Below are 17,122 nucleotides of genomic sequence, written 5' to 3'. Positions count from 1 at the left end.
CCCGGATGTGTGGTAGGGGATTTGGTGGGGTAGCAGTGGTAAGTGGCAGTTGTTAGTAGCAATGGCAGGTTTGACGCTATAAGCGTTCAGTGGTAATGTGGGAAAATGCTTATAAAAGCATGTCATTGAGCGCAGCGCGGCAATCGCACGAAAGCAAAGCCGCCCTGTATAGTATGCGATTGCCGCGCTGCGCTCGCAATGACATATTTTCAACGTTGTCTGAAGGCAGAGACCTCAAAACAGTGACCAGATAATTAGGGAAATACGTTACACCTTCCCTATCATCCTGTTGATCACATCACGATAGCCATCGCTTAGCGGTATTTCAGTATTGATAAGTTTGATGCGGGCGCGGCGCATTTGGGATACGTGATCGAGGTTAACGAGGTATGATTTATGCACCCTGAAAAACTGATCGGGAGGTAATTGCAGCTCAATAGCTTTGAGGCTGATGCGGGATAATACAGGCTTTTGCTGATTGATGAGGTGTACCTTGATATAATCTTTAAGGCCTTCAATGTACTCAACCTGGTCGAAGCTGATCTTAACCAGGTTATAATCGGCATGCAAAAAGAAATAGTTTTTGGTTGTGGGCTGCGGTACATAACTACGGCGAAGCTCATACAGGTCGAGCGCTTTGTGGCAGGCCTTCAAAAAGCGGTCTAAGGGTACAGGTTTAACGAGGTAATCAACTACGTCAAGTTCAAATCCTTCTACCGCAAATTTTTCGTAGGCGGTTACAAAGATTACCATGGGCTTGTGGGTAAGGCTCCTGATGAGTTGTAAGCCGTTGATGCCGGGCATGTATATATCGCTGAAAATAAGATCTATAGGCTCCTTTTGCATAGCAATGATGGCCTCGCCTGCGTTACGGCACCGCGCTACTACCTGTATGGTGTTCACGTGCTTGAGGTTATCTTCCAGCAGATCAAGCGCTAATGGCTCATCGTCAATTATTAAACATCGCATCATTTAAGTTCCAATTGCAGCATAACTATATAAGCCTGCTCGTTTTGATTAATATATAGGTTGTGTTTGCCAGGATATAGCAGCTCAAGCCTCCGTTTAACATTGGCCAGGCCAATACCCGAGGCATTGTCTTTACTGCCTTCGGCCGGGTTATATACATTTTGTACGCTGAAACGCAGGTTTTTTTCATCAGTAAAAAGCGTGATGGCTATAGCCGGCGCCTCAATATCGCCCGTACCATGCTTAAATGCATTTTCCACAAATGGGATCAGCAGCATTGGTTCGATACTTTTCTCGGGCGCTTTAATATCCGAGCTGAAACTGATCTTCACCTGGTCGCGGAAACGGAGTTGCTGCAGTTCGATATAACTCCGGAGGTAATCCTCTTTTTGGTACAGCGTAACTTTTTCGGCATCGGTTACATACAGCATGTAGCGGAGCAATTTGGAAAGCTGGATGAGCGTAGGCTCAACCGCCGAAGGGTTTAAACGCGAAAGTGCCACTGCACTGTTAATCACATTGAAAATAAAATGCGGACTGATTTGCGAGCGTAAAAAGGCCAGCTCAGAGATCAGCGAAGCATTATCAATATCCTTTTTTTTATTGATGGCCTTAAACTGATCGGCCAGGTAGTGGTAGGCAAAGCTGCCGGCAGTAATGGATAATAAGGGGAAAATAACCAGGAATGGCCGCCCCTGCGGCCGGCGATGCTGCCCCATCCACGGGAAATGAGGTACCGGGAAAAAGTGCCGTACTTCCATCAGTATTACATTGAACACCACAAAGGAGGCAAGCAGCGCAAAAAAATAGAGCCAGATGTTATTCTTTAAAATCTTTGGAATGAGTAAAAAAGCATTGAGGTAAAACTCGGCAGCCAACACGAGATTAAAACTGATGATATGCCCCAATGAAAAAGCAGGCTGCGGAAAGCCCCGCATATCCGGCCTGGAAATGATGGGCGTAAGAATGATGAGTGCCCAAAATAACAGATGGATACAAATTTCAATAATCAGTGCCGGTTTTATCCGTTTTAACATATCATGCTAAGGTAGCCTCATTTTAAACCCGTACTCAATGTAATAGACGAGGGGGCGAAATGTGCCGACGAAAGTAAGGTATCTGTTGCATGGAATCCTAATTTTCAACGGCATTCGAGCCATATTTAACATCTATTAACATTTGCAGGCATTTGATTGAAAACAAGCGCGTTCACTGTACAAAACCGGCTGTATTTTCCGTTAAATTTGTTTAACAATTACAGCTACCTATGTCCATTACAAAACCCATCCTCCGAATTTTTGATTATGATAAAGCCATTGAGTTCTACATCAACTGGCTTGGCTTTAAAACCGACTGGGAACACAAGCCGGAAGGTGTGCCGGTATACATACAAATTTCCCTGCACGATGTAGTACTTTATCTGTCCGAACATCATGGTGATGCCAGTCCCGGCAGCCACGTGGCTATCGACGATTTTAAAGATCTACGGGATTACCATGCGCATCTCATCGCCAAAAAATATAAATACAACCGCCCCGGCCTTGAAGTACCCGAATGGAATGACCGGGCCATAACCATGACCGTTCATGATCCTTTTGGTAACAGGCTAACCTTTAGTGAGGAATTGAAGGGATAGGTTAAATTTTCCCTTTATCCTTTTTTTAGCGCAAGTCTTGTGGCGAGGCCAGAGGGTGGATGACTTGTGCTTCTTTATACCTATAAACTGCCGGTAGGCAAATAAGGTAAAGCCGAATGATAATATGGGTGTTCATTCCATGGAAAAACATCTTGAGAAAAATCGGTATCATCTAAGAACGTGGCTAATGATATACTTTTAATATATCCATAGTTCTCATTTGAATCGAATATTAAATTAACATTTCCGTTGGCATGGTAAGTGAATTTTAACAATAAATCATCCGCTGGACTTGATACTTGATTCGCGTAATAAAATTTTCGGGCACCTTTCAATAGAGAATTTGTAGATCTATCGAATGAACAACTGAATATAGTCCTTAGTTCACTATCAAATACTTCCTTTCCCTTAAAGGAAATCTGCGAAGAATCTTCATAGCTTTCCCAGTCCCATAAATCAAAACCATTTGCTTGTTCTTTATTTGAATAAATCATGAGACTGGAGTTGGTGGTAGCATCAACGTATTTTTGGATTATATCCTTTTTGTTTTCAGTGGCATCGATAAAGTACTTAGCTGATTGGTAACCAATATTCCCCACGTTTTCAAATATTTCAATGGTTTTAATTTCGTTTGAAATGAAAGTCATCTTTTTGAAATCGTGTAGTGTATTTTGTTCCTGTTCAGTAATCGGTCTTCCGAAGATATCAGTGTATTTTATTTGAGTGCTCATTGTTTAAAACTTTAATTTGCATTCAGGTAAATTATCACATTTACCTGCCCTCATATCAGCCATACAAGACTTGCACTAAAAAATGCTTACCATGACAAAGGTTAGCTTTATATAATTATCCTTAATTATAAAACGTCCATGAAACGCCAAACTTCAGGATGGCATCCTGCTGAGGATAGCGGTTCACGGTATAATAGCCTTTACTCCATGCACCCTGGTTAGCATAATCATAAGCAACAAACAGGTTGGTACGTTGTAATGTGGCTTTGAAAAATACACCAAATATAGGGTATGAGGAATATGTTACGTTTGCGCCGTTATAAAACTGTCCCAATCCCGGGGCATATGATGGCGCAACATATTCGGTATTATACCTTGCGTTTAAGCCAAAGCTTGAATGCAGGATATTAAGCAGGATTTTGTTAATGTAAAGGCTGCTGTAAGCATATACTTCAGGCGTGCGGAGCGTGTTTTGATAATCGGTTTTTTGATATACCACGTAGTTGTCAAAATGCAGGCTCCTATAGCTTAGGTTTTTAGCCAGGCTTACTTTAAGCAGGTTAATGGAGCTGTTAAGCTGGGCCGGGCGTGCATCGGTGCCGCCGTCCTGTGCTGTAAAATACAGGTAATTACTAATCAAAAAGTATTCGGCCTTTAAATCAATTTGCAGGGCATTGTTAATGTAGTTGAACGATGCGCTGGTGGTTTTTTGATTGCTGAAATTGTTATGAAAAATATAATGATTGGAGATCCAGTTGGTGTAAACCAGCGGAGGCGAGCTGTTTTGTGAGTAAGCCTCTAAAACAATCTTACCGGTTTTATTACCGCCCGCCAGGGTAAGTTTAGCATCATATAGGTAGTTGCCAAAATCGCGACCCTGGGCAATCTGCCTGAAATCGGCATCGAGGGCAATGCGGTCACTAAAGCGGTAACCCAGTTTAGCTTTCAGTGTAATATCCTGGAAGGTATTGTGCTGTACTTTATCTTGGTGAATGTATTTTGCACCGTACTCGTTAAGCGTGGTATCGCTAACATATTGATTGTAGGAGTAAAAATCATGCACAAGCCCCAAATCAAGCTTAAGCTCATTCTTCACAAACTTTACCGATTTACTTCGGAGATAAAAGCTGTATGAAAACTCATTCTGAATATGCGTCACTACTGTCGAATCGCGCGACCGGTTATTACTGTAATAATAATCGGGGAACACATTATAAGTATCAACGCCGCTTTGCTTATACAGGTACCTGCTGTTTGATATATGAAGGGTATGCGATACGCGCTGGGTAGGCAGGATCTTTGAATTATCCTTGCCTTTATTCAAACTATCTATCCGGCCTAAATAGTAAAATTGCTTAATGTAAAGCCCTTTATCGTTCCAGTTTTCATAGCTGTACGGCAGGCGTACCGCTGCCCTGTCTTTTGAAAAGGCGTTGTTTACATTGGTACTGGTAAATACCGAATCGTTGAGGATACTGCCGGTTTCGGGTGCTTTAAGGTTGTTAAATAACAGATTAGCCAGCAGGTTGTAGCGTTTGCTTTTTGATTCGTACCAGGTAAAAATAGAGGCATTTAAATCGCTCACATTTTGCCCCAGCACGTTGTTAAAGTTGTAAAAACCTTTTGACCCGTTGAAGTTAAGGTTAAAGCCGATATTCCAGTTGGGCTTGATATTTTGCGTATGGATAATATTGAACAACTGGATAGCCGAACCGCCAAAGGCGTTATATAACGTAAGTTTGGTATAAGGCACCCGCGTGTTATAGTAATTGATATCCTGCGGCTTCAGCGCGTAAATATCAAGGGCATGCAAGCCCAGGTCAAAGCCGATGGTTCTGCTGGGTTCAAAAAGCAAAGGCCGTTGCGACAGGCCGATATTACCCAAATGAATGCGTGGGCTGCGCGGATCAATGAGCGGACTGTAAATCTCAAAGCTGGTAATCCCGGTATCAATAGGGAACATTTGTGTACTGTCGTTCAGCAAACGCTCATTAGTAACACGGATAAATTTGGAACTAAAAACCACCGAGTCTTTTTTGTTTTCCTCTTTACGCCTTAAGCTGTCCAGGAGCTGATCGTCGGTCATTTGCTTTTCCTGCCGGCGCGCGGTATCGCGGGTAGGCAGGTTCCGCGGATTGGTACGGTTACCATACTGAGCAAAAGCAGCCTGTACCGACGACAGGCACATCAGCAATAAAAAAATATATTTGAGCTTTTGGCGCATTAATTACCGGCTATCAGTTCTTTAAGTATCTGGGTCATTTTGGGTTCGGCTTCCTGCGCAATAGCAATGATCTCGTCTAACGTTATTGGCTTAAGTATTTCAGGAAAACCTTCATCAGTTAACACCGAAATGGCAAATGTTGGGATACCCATGTGGTTGGCAACAATAACTTCGGGCACGGTGCTCATGCCAACGGCATCGCCGCCAATGATGCGGAGGTATTTGTATTCGGCACGGGTTTCCAGGTTAGGGCCGGTTACTGCCACATACACACCTTTATGGCAGGTGATATTATGTTTTTGTGCGATGGCCAGGCCTTTTTCGATCATATCATGACGGTAAGGTTCGCTCATATCCGGGAACCGTGGGCCAAGCTCTTCATAATTACGGCCAACCAATGGGTTTTGCGGCTGCAGGTTGATATGATCTTCGATGATCATCAGGTCGCCCTTTTTAAAATCGGGGTTAAGGGAGCCGCTGGCATTTGATACATACAACGTTTTGATCCCCAGGTATTTCATTACCCTAACCGGGAAGGTGATCTGCTGCATGTTGTAGCCTTCGTAATAATGTAAACGGCCCTGCATGGCAACAACTTTAACACCTGCAAGGGTCCCGAAAATAAGCTTGCCCGAGTGAAACTCAAGCGTTGAAATAGGAAAATCAGGTATGTTAGAATACATCAATTGTTTTTCAACCTCAATTTCCTTTACCAGGCCGCCAAGGCCGGTGCCTAAAATTATACCTACTTCGGGTTCAAAATCGCCGATACGGTTTTTGATGTACCGGGCGGTGCCTTCAATATTGTCTAACATATGTTTGTATTAATTCGTCAAATTGTTGTTGCCCGTTATTTAAAAAACTAATGCCTATGGGCAGTACCCAAACGGGTAGTTTTTTAACCTCCGCAAGCAGGTCCTGTTCCCCTAAACGCTGCGCATCCTTTTCTGTTGTGATGATCACTTTTTTTTGTGACGGGCAGGCCGAAAACTCATCGGCAAGTTTACTGATATTTTTTAAGCTAAAACGGTGATGATCGGGATAATTGTGATGAACAATTAGCTGTGTTTGCTTTTTCAAATGCGTCAACAAAGGCTTGGGATTAGCTATCCCCGTGAGTAGGAAAACCGTTGTATGCTCGTCAATAGCATTTATGACGGTTGCCCCGTCCATAGTTTGAGCAGGCAGATAGTTTATAGTTGAGAAAAACAGCGACTGGTGAGGATATGGTTTGATGCGCTTGATTACGCGGCCCTGTTCCAGATCGGTAAGCGAGGCAGGGCATTTACTAATGATAATGACATCCGCCCTTTTACGCCCGTTGAATGACTCACGTAAGTTACCCGCCGGAAGTAGAAAATGAGGCTCATTAACCCGGCTGTAATCAAAAAGCAAAATACTGAAGCCCGGTTCAAGCGCACGGTGCTGATAGGCATCATCTAAAATAATAACATCATGATCGTCTTTTAACTGTTCAACACCAGTTACACGCTTTTCGCAAACGGCTACATCAACATCCGGGAATTTATGTTTGAACTGTGCTGGCTCGTCGCCAATGTCGGAAGCTTTGCTTTCGGCAGTAGCCATTAAAAAACCTTTGGTAGCGCGACCGTAGCCGCGGCTAAGAGTAGCTATGTCATAATTGCCCTTCAATAGCCTGATCAGGTACTCGGTCATCGGGCTTTTGCCTGCCCCGCCAACATCGAGGTTACCAACTACAATCACCGGCATATCAAACCCGGTACTTTTGAAGATCCCCCGGCTATAACACCAGTTACGGATACCCGTAATCAGGCCATAAATTAGCGAAAAAGGAAATAAAAGCCAGCGGAAGAATTTCATATGTTGTTATGCAGGCCGTTGTTGCCATGTGATCTGCAATAACGGTTTTCTTCATCTGTTTTTCTGAAGAACAACAAAGTTAATATTTGAAGCTGATTTATTGAAGTTATAGAAGTATAGAAGCAATAGATAGTTTAAAGCTTTTTTGAAATACAGTATACGGATAATAAAAAGAATGCGTTATTTGGATAAATGACCTTTACCTTATGAATCAGTTTCAAAACATCCACCTTACTTTTAAATGCCCCAAAACACTTAATGAGCTTACAGCCTGCAACAGCGATTGGTATTGTGCCGGTTGCAACCGAATAATTATGGATTTTAGGGGGATGCAGGAAGAGCAAATACTGAACTCCTTAAAAAGTGGCGATAAAATACACTGCGGTATTTTTGATGCTGATAGGATAGCTTATACGCCGCAACCCAAATGGCAGCGGTGGGTTTCTGCGGGGGCAATTGCATTGGGGTTAACTACGTTAAATAGCCGTGTTTTTGCTCAGCAAAAAAGTCAGGCTTTGGGTGGTGATACAACCCGGGTGAAACCGGGAGCTGCTGCCGACTCGGTAAACAATCAAATTACTGTAGGAGTGTTTTTATTTTCGGCACAACCTGAATATCTTGGGGGAATATCGCGATTTTATGACCATCTCAAAAAGAATTTAGGCAAGGTATCAGTTAAGGAAACCAAAAGTACAGTAGTCAAATTTACTATTGAAAGAGATGGAATGCTGATTAACGCTAAGCTTGTAAAAGAGGGGGATGATAAGATAGATAAGCAACTGGTCCGCCTTATCAAAGAGTCTTACAAATGGAAGCCGGGGATAATAAACGGCCGACCGGTAATAACAGATTATAACTGCACTGTTACAGTAACTGCAAAGGGTAGTATTGATATAAATGTTGAGCAGATAAGCCAAACCATTTCTCAGTAGGGGGCTTGAAGCCTACCAGGTTATCACCCCAAACTGTTTTAAATGATGTGTAAAGTGCTTACCATGCCATATAATCCATTCATTATAGTCCAAAGGGCCAAAACCGCCATGAATTACTTTAACATTTAACGTGCTGAAATGCCGGTCGAAAGTATCAAGCTCCTTCATTAGCTGGTTAATGGCTGTTTCCAGGTCAGGATATGTTAAGGTATCGGGCAGGTCCTCTAAAAAAATATTACGGGGTATTTCAGCATCGGTATAGATACCAGCCTGTTTACGTGCGGCCGTGTTTTCATGCGGCCCATCCCAGGTGGGTATTTTTACGCCGTTGGTGTATTGAACCTCATTAATCAGGTGCTCAATCATTTGCTGGGGTTTCATTTTGCCCCAAAGTGGAACCGCTGAAGCATCAAGATTCAGTAATAAGCGGTATAATACTTTGCGGTTGGTGATATCAACAAACTGGTTCATGAGTAAAGGTGTTTTAGCAAATATAGAAATGGCATCACTAAACAAGCGGCTGCCTTTATTTAAAAATTTGTATTTTCATTTTTTTAGACCGCACTTTCCATGAAACATAAACTTACCTTACTGTTGCTGTTATTAACAGCATCAGCTTTCGCTCAAACCGATAGTAAGCTCACTGCTAAATTGAACGATGCCGTAAAAGACTTTCATGGCCAGGTTGGGATCTACGTACACAATCTGAAAACCGGTAAAACGGCACAGATCAATGCTGATACCCTGTTCCCCACGGCCAGCATGATCAAGGTGAGCATTCAATGCGGGGTGATGGATAAGATAGAAAAAGGCGAGCTGAAGTATAATCAGAAACTGGTTTACCGCGATTCATTGCTTTATGCCGGTGAAGACCTCCTGGGTTCATTTAAAGATAAAGACACCGTGCAATTGAGCAAGGTAGCCATGCTGATGATTACCATGAGTGATAACACCGCAAGCCTGTGGCTGCAAAAGCTGGTAGGAAGCGAGTATATCAACAATTGGCTCGATCAAAATGGGTTTAAAGTAATGCGGGTGAATTCAAGGGCCCCGGGCCGTGAAGCTATGCGCAAAATTTACGGCTGGGGGGTAAGTACCCCGTACGAAATGTGCCGGCTGTTCACTATGATCCGCGAAGGCAAAGCTGTAAGTCCGGCCGCCAGCGAACGAATGTACCGCAATATGGGGCGCATTTATTGGGATGAGCATGCGCTGTCGCAGATCCCGCCGTATGTGCATACCATATCCAAACAAGGTGCAGTGGATGAGTCCCGGTCAGAAACTGTGCTGGTTAATGCCCCGCATGGCGATTATGTATTCTCGATCATCACCAATCATAATACCGATACCAGCTGGACACCCAATAATGAGGCTGGTCTGCTGATCAAAAAAATTTCGGCCCTGCTATGGCATTATTTTGAGCCCGCCGATAAATGGCAGCCTGCGAGTGGGGTTGATAGGTTTATGCTGAATGAATGATGAACACTGAAGAAAAAATGTCATTTCGACCATAGGGAGAAATCTTATACACCCTGTATGGCAAGCAATACAGAGTCGCTTTACAGGGTGTATAAGATTTCTCTTTCGCCCCGATGCACAAGCCACCCATGCTCCATCGAAATGACACAGGTTTTATATGTTTTTTTATATATTTTAAGTAATATTTATGCGGGATAGGTGTTAATTGTTTGTCATTTGCTATTATTGGCAATCGATTACAATGTGTGTACTTTGCACATTTAACCACACCTATTTATGCGTAAATTATTTACTTTATTACTACTTGTTATCATTGCATTTTCGGCCCGGAGCCAAACCACGGGCGATTTTTCGGGCACCGTTACCGATAGTAAAAGCCAGCCTATTGCCGGCGCTTCGGTATACCTGCTCAATACCAACTACCAAACCAGCGCCGACAGGAACGGAAAGTTTATCTTAAAAAATATAACTACCGGGAAATATACCCTCCATATCAGTGCCATTGGTTATGCGGCTAAAAACATACCGGTTAATATGATAGGTACCAGTCGCCCGATAACAATCCAGTTGAATGATGCCAGTAACCAGTTGGATGAAGTTACCGTATCGGCCCAGAAAGTGGAAGAGCAGGCCCAGCGTGTACCTTTCAGTATTTCGACGCTATCGGCCAAACAAATCCAGGATTACAGGCTTTGGGATTTGAAAGACCTCACCGCCATAGTCCCTAACTTAAACTCAGGTGCCCCCGGCGATGGCCGTACAGTTACCGGCATCCGCGGTATTGTTACTACTTCGTATGATCCTGCCGTGGCAACTTATGTTGATGGTGTAAACCAGTACGGACTGGATACCTACATCCCTCAATTGCTGGATGTGGATAGGATAGAGGTTTTGCGCGGTCCGCAAGGAACTTTATACGGACGTAATGCTACAGGCGGTGTTATCAATGTAATCACCAAACAACCATCAAATACCTTGAGTGGTTTTGCCGGAGTTGATGTTGGTAATTATAACCAGCAGCGTTACACCTTAGGCATTAAAGCTCCATTGGTAAAAGACAAGTTGTATTTAGGCGTGGCCGGCATTTATTCAGGCTTTAATGGTTTTTATACCAATACGTTTAACAATACCCATTTTGATAAGCAGCATTATTTTTTAGGCAACTATTACCTGAAGTTTTTAGCTACCTCAAAACTGGCCTTTACGCTGAATGTTAAAAACTACAACAACCGCAATAACGGAGCATTCACCTTAGCTGGTTCGCCTGACGAGGCTCTAAGTCATCCGTTTGAGGTTAACCAGAATGCTACTACCAAAATGATTGATAATACGTTTCAATCGTCCTTAACAGCTAATTACAGTGGCAGCGATTTTAACTTCACCTCACAAACATCCTACCAGGTAAATAACCGGTATTATACCACACCTATTGATGGTGATTTTTCACCCCTTGATGCAGTATCTATCGTAAATAACTATGGCGGTAAATGGAACAAAGTAAAAACTACTATCCAGGAATTCAGATTTACCTCTCCTGCTTCTTCAACCTCAAAACTGAAATGGGCAGCAGGTACCTATGGTTTTTATCACTATGCGCCTAATAAACAAGGCACTTACTTTGGCGACGACGCAGCCGCTGTTGGTTCGCCTATTACCGATTTCACGAGCATAAATACCAATACCGACAGAAATTATGGCATAGCTGTTTACGGCCAGGCTACTTACTCGGTTAGCGAGCAGTTTGATATTACAGCAGGCTTGCGTTATGATTATGAGCATAAAAAAGAAAATATAATGGGCGAGTTTTTGCCAAATGGAGGTGAGTCGATGGTTACCCGTTCGGATACTTCATCTACAGCACACTATAAAGCCTTTACACCAAAAGTGAGCCTGGCTTATCATGTATCGGCACATAATAACCTGTTTGCTACTTACAGCCGTGGTTTCCGTGCAGGTGGTATTACCGAGTTAGGCTCTGATCCGTCGTCTCCGCCGCTTTATTCTTTCAAGCCTGAGTACAGTAATAACTATGAAGTAGGCTCAAAAAACGACTTTTTAGATAACCGTCTCCGGGTAAACGTAACCGCATTTTATACCCGCGTTACCGATGCTCAGGTACCTACCCTTATCTTGCCTGATGCCATTACCATTACCAAAAATGCAGGCAAATTAAGCAGCAAAGGCATCGAGGCCGAAATTAATGCAACCCCGGTTAAAGGTTTGGAGTTTGATTACAATTTTGGATATACCCATGCGCGTTACACCACTTTAGTAGTTGGCAGCAATGGCGAAGAAGTGAATTTAAAAGGCAACAAACAAATTTATACGCCAAACATCACCAGTATGCTGGCCTTGCAATATGGCTATGATTTGGGCGGCCCGCTTAAAACAAAGCTGATTGCCCGCGGCGAGTGGCGCTACCTTGGCGATCAATACTTTGACCTCGCTAATCAAATCGAACAAAAAGGCTACAATAAATTTAATGCAAGGGTAGGTGTAAGTACCAAAAGGTTCGGTTTGTTCTTTTGGGAGAGCAATATCGCCAATAAAAAATACATTGATTACGCCTATGATTTCGGCGCAACGCACTTAGGCAACCCGAGAACTTACGGGGTATCGTTGAATACTACTTTTTAATTTTAGCTTACTATAAGAAGAATGTCATTTCGACGAGCGTAAAAGCAAAAGCGGTGGCTGCGAGGAGAAATCTTATACGCCATGCTTAAAGGCTGTTGAGGCGTATAAGATTTCTCTTTCGCCCCGATACTCCTGCCTGCCCTGCTCCATCGAAATGACATTTTTATTTTAACGCATTTCGGTTATTTTACCCTATGTTATCCCGGATATTTTTTGTTAATTCAATCAAAATCTGATCGTTAATAAAACCTTGATCTTCATGAAAAAGAATATCCTGCCGCTGCTCATTGCCATTGTTAGTATTGCCATTACTTTTCCTGCACATTCGCAGGTTATTACCAAATATGGCGATAACGTAAGCACCCTTGATGGCATCATGAAAGCCTACTACGGCGTAGTTAGCGTTAAAAAGGGCGAAATAGTAAGCTATGAGCGCGACAGCCTGCTGCATATTGCCAACGCCCACGTTGGTGCAGGTTATACCGATAAACAAGGCAAGCAGCAGTTTAGTTACATGACCCTGAAGCAATACCATAAACTGGCCGATCCATCCTTGTCAAAAAATGGGTTTGATGAGCGTGAGATAGCCCGCAGGGTTGAAAAATTTGGCAGTATTTACCACGTATGGAGCACCTATGAATCGCGCAATACCGCCGACGGTCCGGTAACCGAACGCGGCATCAACAGCATCGAACTGTTTAACGATGGCACCCGTTTCTGGATCCTGGCCTGGTTTTATGACGGCGAGCGTAAGGATAACCCTATCCCGGCGGAGTATTTGAAGTAAGTTTTTTGGGGTTCATAATTTATAGATCATGGTTCATGGTTTTAGCTTCATGCATTTTTTACCATGATCTATAAACTATTAACTATAAGCTGTTGCCATGATCTATGAACCATCAACCATGAACAACTATCAACTATGAACAGAAACAAAAAACTGCTAACTTCACCGCCCTGAAATCATATACTTTAATTATGAAATTATTAGAAGGAAAAACCGCGTTGGTTACCGGCGCGTCAAAAGGAATAGGCCGTAAGATTGCCGAAAAATTTGCCGAGCATGGCGCTAACGTAGCTTTCACTTATTTATCATCTGTTGAAAAAGGGCAGGCCCTTGAGCAGGAGCTGCAGAGCTTCGGCACTAAAATAAAAGGTTACCGTTCGGATGCTTCCAAATTTGATGAAGCTGATAAACTGATCACCGATATTGTTGCCGATTTTGGCACACTTGATATTGTTGTTAATAATGCAGGCATTACTAAAGATGGTTTGCTGATGCGCATGACCGAAGAGAACTGGGACGAAGTACTTGACGTAAACCTGAAATCGATATTTAACGTTACCAAGGCCGCCTCAAAAATCATGATGAAAAACCGTAAAGGTGTGTTCATTAACATGAGCTCGGTTGTTGGGGTGCAGGGCAATGCCGGCCAGGCTAACTATGCCGCTTCAAAAGCAGGTATCATTGGTTTTTCTAAATCGGTAGCTAAAGAGCTGGGTTCACGTAATATCCGTACCAACGTAGTTGCCCCGGGCTTTATCCGCACTGAAATGACCGACGTGCTCGACCCTAAAGTTGTTGAAGGCTGGGCAGCCGCTATCCCGCTTAAACGCGCCGGCGAAACTGAAGACGTAGCCAACGCCTGCGTATTCCTTGCATCAGATATGGCAGCTTACATCACCGGGCAGGTTATCCCTGTTGATGGTGGTATGTTATAGTAAATATTTCTACTAAAATATCTTCACCACGCGTCATTGCGAGGTACGAAGCAATCCCCAATTAGCAGGTCCGCCCTGTATAGTCCGCGATTGCTTCGTGCCTCGCAATGACGTTTTTAGTTAAATGGGAAAAACTTATTCCCCTCATTTCACAATAATTTGGTGTTTTTAGTGTATTAGGTAAATGAACCTGAAACTTATTCACCGACATATCTTTCTAATTGTTTGCCTGTTAACTTTTAATAACTGCTTTGCCCAAAGCAAAAAGTATGCATGTTCTGGCAGGCAGGATTCTTTGCTTCATAAATTTGTTTATACCGAAGTTGATAAAATGCCTGAGCCTGTTGGTGGCGTAAAAGCGTTAAGCGCTGTGTTGAGCAAAAATTTCAAATATCCACCTGGTGATGCAGAATATTTTGGTAAAGTAATCGTAGCATTTGTTATTGATCCTGACGGAAATATAGAAGGGGCACGGATTATAAACGATCCATCTGGCGAGAGACGGTTATTTGGCAGCCAACTGATCAGGATCATTAATATGTTAAAATGGAAACCCGGCGAATGCAATGGGAAAGCTGTGCCGGTTTTATATATGCTTCCACTCCGGGTTGATTTCAGCGAATAAAAACTTATTCCCCTCATTTCACAATAATTTCGCATTTTGCAGGTAATGTTTATTGGGCCGGATGATCTGCGCCCTGATGATACTATAGCTACAAATGTTTTCACTTACATGGGGTTCTGTTTCGGGATGGTGGTTGCCTGCCGGCTTATTGCTTGGTTTGGCATATGCCTGGCTCATGTACCGCAAGCCGGTAAATATTGGTAAAAACTTACGCTATATACTGGCCGCAATCCGTGCGGTTACTGTATTTTTCATAACAGTGCTGCTCATCTCTCCCCTGGTAAAATCGGTTAAATATGAGCCGCAAAAACCGCTGGTACTCATTGCTCAGGATAATTCATCGTCCATCAATACCTTTAAACCGGCAGGTTTTAATTCACCGGCTTTTGTTGATGATCTGGCCAAACTGAAACAGGAACTTGGCGACAAATACGATGTGCAGGAGTTTAACTTTGATAAAGACCTGCACCCCGGTCTTTCAAAAAGCTTCGGCGGCAAACAAACGGATATAGCAGGTGCACTGCATCAGCTTAACGACAGGTTCACCAACCAAAATATTGGCGCGCTGGTTTTGGCTACCGACGGTTTATACAACCAGGGTAACGATCCGCAATATGAAGCCCGGAATATCAAAACCAGTATTTACTCCGTAGCCCTCGGTGATACTACTGCCAAACGCGACCTGCTCATTGGCAACGTAAATTATAATAAGACTGCCTTTTTAGGGAACGATTTTGTGATAGAAGTGCTTGCCACGGCCTACCAAAGTAAGGGCGAAAACATGAGCCTGTCGGTTACCGAAGATGGTAAGCAAGTTTATACCCAAAACATCCCTGTAACGGGAACCGATTTCAAAAAGATTATTCCCATAAAACTGAACGCTGCTAAAAAAGGCCTTAGAAAATATAATATCAGCATTGCTCCGGTAAAAAACGAGCTTTCCACCCAAAACAATACCGAAACCATTTATGTAGAAGTACTGGATGCCCGGCAAAAGGTGTTGTTATTATATAACGGGCCGCACCCGGATTTAACAGTGATTAAACAGGCTATTGAAACCAACAAAAACTTTGAAGTAAAGGCAAGCTCACTTGCTGATGCTGCAACTATTAAACCAGCCGATTACAGCCTGATCATTCTTTACCAGCTTTCGGCAGGTGAGTATCCGCCGGTAAAAAGTTTTATTGCCAAAAGCAAAATGCCGGTTTGGTATATCATTGGCTCACAAAGTAACCTGCAGGCAATTAACAGCGAACAAAACACAGTACACATAAGTGCCGGCCGGGCCGAAACGCAGGAGGTGATGCCGTTGCCGGCAAATGATTTTACGGCTTTTACACTATCTGATTCGGCACGGAAAAAGATTGCTGCTTTACCACCATTGATTGCCCCCTTTGGCAGTTATGGAACAGCTGCGGGCACTTCGGTTTTATTGAGGCAAGAAATAGGCGCTGTGGCTACTACATACCCGTTGTTGGCCTTCGGCGATGAAGGAGGCAGACGGATAGCCGTATTAACAGGCGAAGGTCTGTGGCGCTGGCAACTGGCCGAATATCAGAACTACGGTAACCGCAACGCTACCGACGAACTATTGAGCCAAACTGTGCAGTATTTAACTGCCAATGCCAACCGCCAGCGTTTTCGGGTTTATCCTGCCCGTAATGTATTTGACGAGGGAGAGAATGTGATCCTCAATGCAGAATTATATAACGATGCCCTTGAGCTGATCAATACCCCGGATGTAAAGATAGAGCTGAAAAGCACGGCAGGGAAAAACTATAGCTTCCTGTTTACCCGCACCGGTCAAAGTTACCAGTTGGATGCTGGCGCCCTGCCCATAGGCGAATATACCTACAACGCCTCAGCACAAAACGGTAAACAGGAGTTTAAAGCCACCGGGCAGTTCACCATAAAGCCGCTTAACCTCGAAACCCGCCAAAGCGCCGCTAATCACACACTGCTCAATGCCCTCTCTAAACAAAGTGGTGGCCAAATGCTCAAACCATCCCAATTGGGCCAGCTTGCCGATCTGATCCGCAAAAACGAAAACATTAAAACAGTAGTTTATGAGGATAAACATTACAGCGACCTCATAGATATGAAGTGGCTGTTTGCGTTAATCCTGCTCCTGTTATCAACAGAGTGGTTTTTAAGGAAGAGAGAAGGAGAGATTTGAGAAGAGTCAAGACAGCAAGATGTAAGAGTCAAGAAAAAAAAGAAAAAAGCGAGGCCAAAAGCTAAAGGGGAAAATAAGAAAAAGCGGGGCCTCGTGCGAGGCATAGCTTAAGCCAGTGGTCGGTGTTTTCACCACTGGTGTTCGGAAGA

15 protein-coding genes are annotated in these 17,122 nt (G+C 43.4%); 8 read left to right on the top strand and 7 right to left on the bottom strand.

Annotated elements, in window-relative coordinates:
• Nucleotides 1-267: 267 nt before the first annotated feature.
• Together ACFFGT_RS15665 and ACFFGT_RS15660 are read right to left on the bottom strand one after the other, a co-directional pair.
• Nucleotides 268-972, bottom strand: coding sequence for a LytR/AlgR family response regulator transcription factor (locus ACFFGT_RS15665; protein WP_377023476.1), 705 nt, complete (start codon nt 970-972; stop codon nt 268-270).
• Complete coding sequence (locus tag ACFFGT_RS15660; protein WP_377023475.1) at nt 969-2,006, bottom strand: sensor histidine kinase; 1,038 nt, start codon at nt 2,004-2,006, stop codon at nt 969-971. Before ACFFGT_RS15660 ends, ACFFGT_RS15665 begins: the two co-directional genes overlap by 4 nt.
• A 230-nt stretch (nt 2,007-2,236) precedes the next feature.
• Between ACFFGT_RS15660 and ACFFGT_RS15655 the strand changes: the two genes are divergently transcribed.
• Entirely contained in the window at nt 2,237-2,605 is a 369-nt protein-coding gene (locus ACFFGT_RS15655) for a glyoxalase superfamily protein (RefSeq protein WP_377023474.1), read from the top strand.
• A gap of 80 nt (nt 2,606-2,685) precedes the next feature.
• Here the strand turns inward: ACFFGT_RS15655 and ACFFGT_RS15650 are convergent, their stop codons facing one another.
• The 4 genes from ACFFGT_RS15650 to lpxK all read right to left on the bottom strand — a co-directional run bounded on the left by ACFFGT_RS15650 (nt 2,686) and on the right by lpxK (nt 7,402).
• Nucleotides 2,686-3,336, bottom strand: coding sequence for a hypothetical protein (locus ACFFGT_RS15650; RefSeq protein ID WP_377023473.1), 651 nt, complete (start codon nt 3,334-3,336; stop codon nt 2,686-2,688).
• 121 nt (nt 3,337-3,457) lie between these two features.
• Nucleotides 3,458-5,560, bottom strand: a complete 2,103-nt coding sequence (locus tag ACFFGT_RS15645; protein WP_377023472.1) for a putative porin — start codon at nt 5,558-5,560, stop codon at nt 3,458-3,460.
• Complete coding sequence (locus ACFFGT_RS15640; protein ID WP_377023471.1) at nt 5,560-6,375, bottom strand: purine-nucleoside phosphorylase; 816 nt, start codon at nt 6,373-6,375, stop codon at nt 5,560-5,562. The genes ACFFGT_RS15645 and ACFFGT_RS15640 overlap by 1 nt, the downstream gene beginning before the upstream one ends.
• Entirely contained in the window at nt 6,359-7,402 is a 1,044-nt protein-coding gene (gene lpxK, locus ACFFGT_RS15635; protein ID WP_377023470.1) for a tetraacyldisaccharide 4'-kinase, read from the bottom strand. The genes ACFFGT_RS15640 and lpxK overlap by 17 nt, the downstream gene beginning before the upstream one ends.
• A gap of 206 nt (nt 7,403-7,608) precedes the next feature.
• Between lpxK and ACFFGT_RS15630 the strand changes: the two genes are divergently transcribed.
• The gene (locus ACFFGT_RS15630) at nt 7,609-8,334 is read left to right on the top strand and encodes an energy transducer TonB (protein ID WP_377023469.1); all 726 of its coding nucleotides are present in this window, start codon (nt 7,609-7,611) and stop codon (nt 8,332-8,334) included.
• Nucleotides 8,335-8,346: 12 nt separating this feature from the next.
• On the opposite strand, the gene ACFFGT_RS15625 is transcribed toward ACFFGT_RS15630, so the two are convergent.
• A complete protein-coding gene (locus tag ACFFGT_RS15625; RefSeq protein WP_377023468.1) occupies nt 8,347-8,805 on the bottom strand; it encodes a hypothetical protein in 459 nt (152 codons plus the stop codon).
• A 99-nt stretch (nt 8,806-8,904) separates the two neighbouring features.
• On the opposite strand from ACFFGT_RS15625, the gene ACFFGT_RS15620 reads away from it, so the two are divergent.
• The 6 genes from ACFFGT_RS15620 to ACFFGT_RS15595 all read left to right on the top strand — a co-directional run bounded on the left by ACFFGT_RS15620 (nt 8,905) and on the right by ACFFGT_RS15595 (nt 16,973).
• Nucleotides 8,905-9,813 carry a serine hydrolase gene (locus tag ACFFGT_RS15620; RefSeq protein ID WP_377023467.1) on the top strand — a complete coding sequence of 303 codons (909 nt, stop codon included), beginning with the start codon at nt 8,905-8,907 and terminating at the stop codon, nt 9,811-9,813.
• A gap of 276 nt (nt 9,814-10,089) precedes the next feature.
• Nucleotides 10,090-12,450 (top strand): TonB-dependent receptor, encoded by a 2,361-nt coding sequence (locus tag ACFFGT_RS15615; RefSeq protein WP_377023466.1) that lies wholly within the window; start codon nt 10,090-10,092, stop codon nt 12,448-12,450.
• A 259-nt stretch (nt 12,451-12,709) separates the two neighbouring features.
• Nucleotides 12,710-13,237, top strand: a complete 528-nt coding sequence (locus ACFFGT_RS15610) for a hypothetical protein (protein WP_377023465.1) — start codon at nt 12,710-12,712, stop codon at nt 13,235-13,237.
• 191 nt (nt 13,238-13,428) lie between these two features.
• Nucleotides 13,429-14,172 (top strand): 3-oxoacyl-[acyl-carrier-protein] reductase, encoded by a 744-nt coding sequence (gene fabG, locus ACFFGT_RS15605; RefSeq protein ID WP_377023464.1) that lies wholly within the window; start codon nt 13,429-13,431, stop codon nt 14,170-14,172.
• A 184-nt stretch (nt 14,173-14,356) separates the two neighbouring features.
• On the top strand, nt 14,357-14,797 hold the full coding sequence (locus ACFFGT_RS15600; RefSeq protein WP_377023463.1) for an energy transducer TonB: 441 nt from the start codon (nt 14,357-14,359) through the stop codon (nt 14,795-14,797).
• A gap of 94 nt (nt 14,798-14,891) precedes the next feature.
• Nucleotides 14,892-16,973 (top strand): hypothetical protein, encoded by a 2,082-nt coding sequence (locus tag ACFFGT_RS15595; RefSeq protein WP_377023462.1) that lies wholly within the window; start codon nt 14,892-14,894, stop codon nt 16,971-16,973.
• Nucleotides 16,974-17,122: the final 149 nt, after the last annotated feature.

The organism is Mucilaginibacter angelicae, assembly GCF_042434235.1.
Lineage (GTDB): Bacteria > Bacteroidota > Bacteroidia > Sphingobacteriales > Sphingobacteriaceae > Mucilaginibacter > Mucilaginibacter angelicae.
Note: the sequence above shows the minus strand (reverse complement) of the source record. Positions and strands in the feature narration are given on the sequence as shown.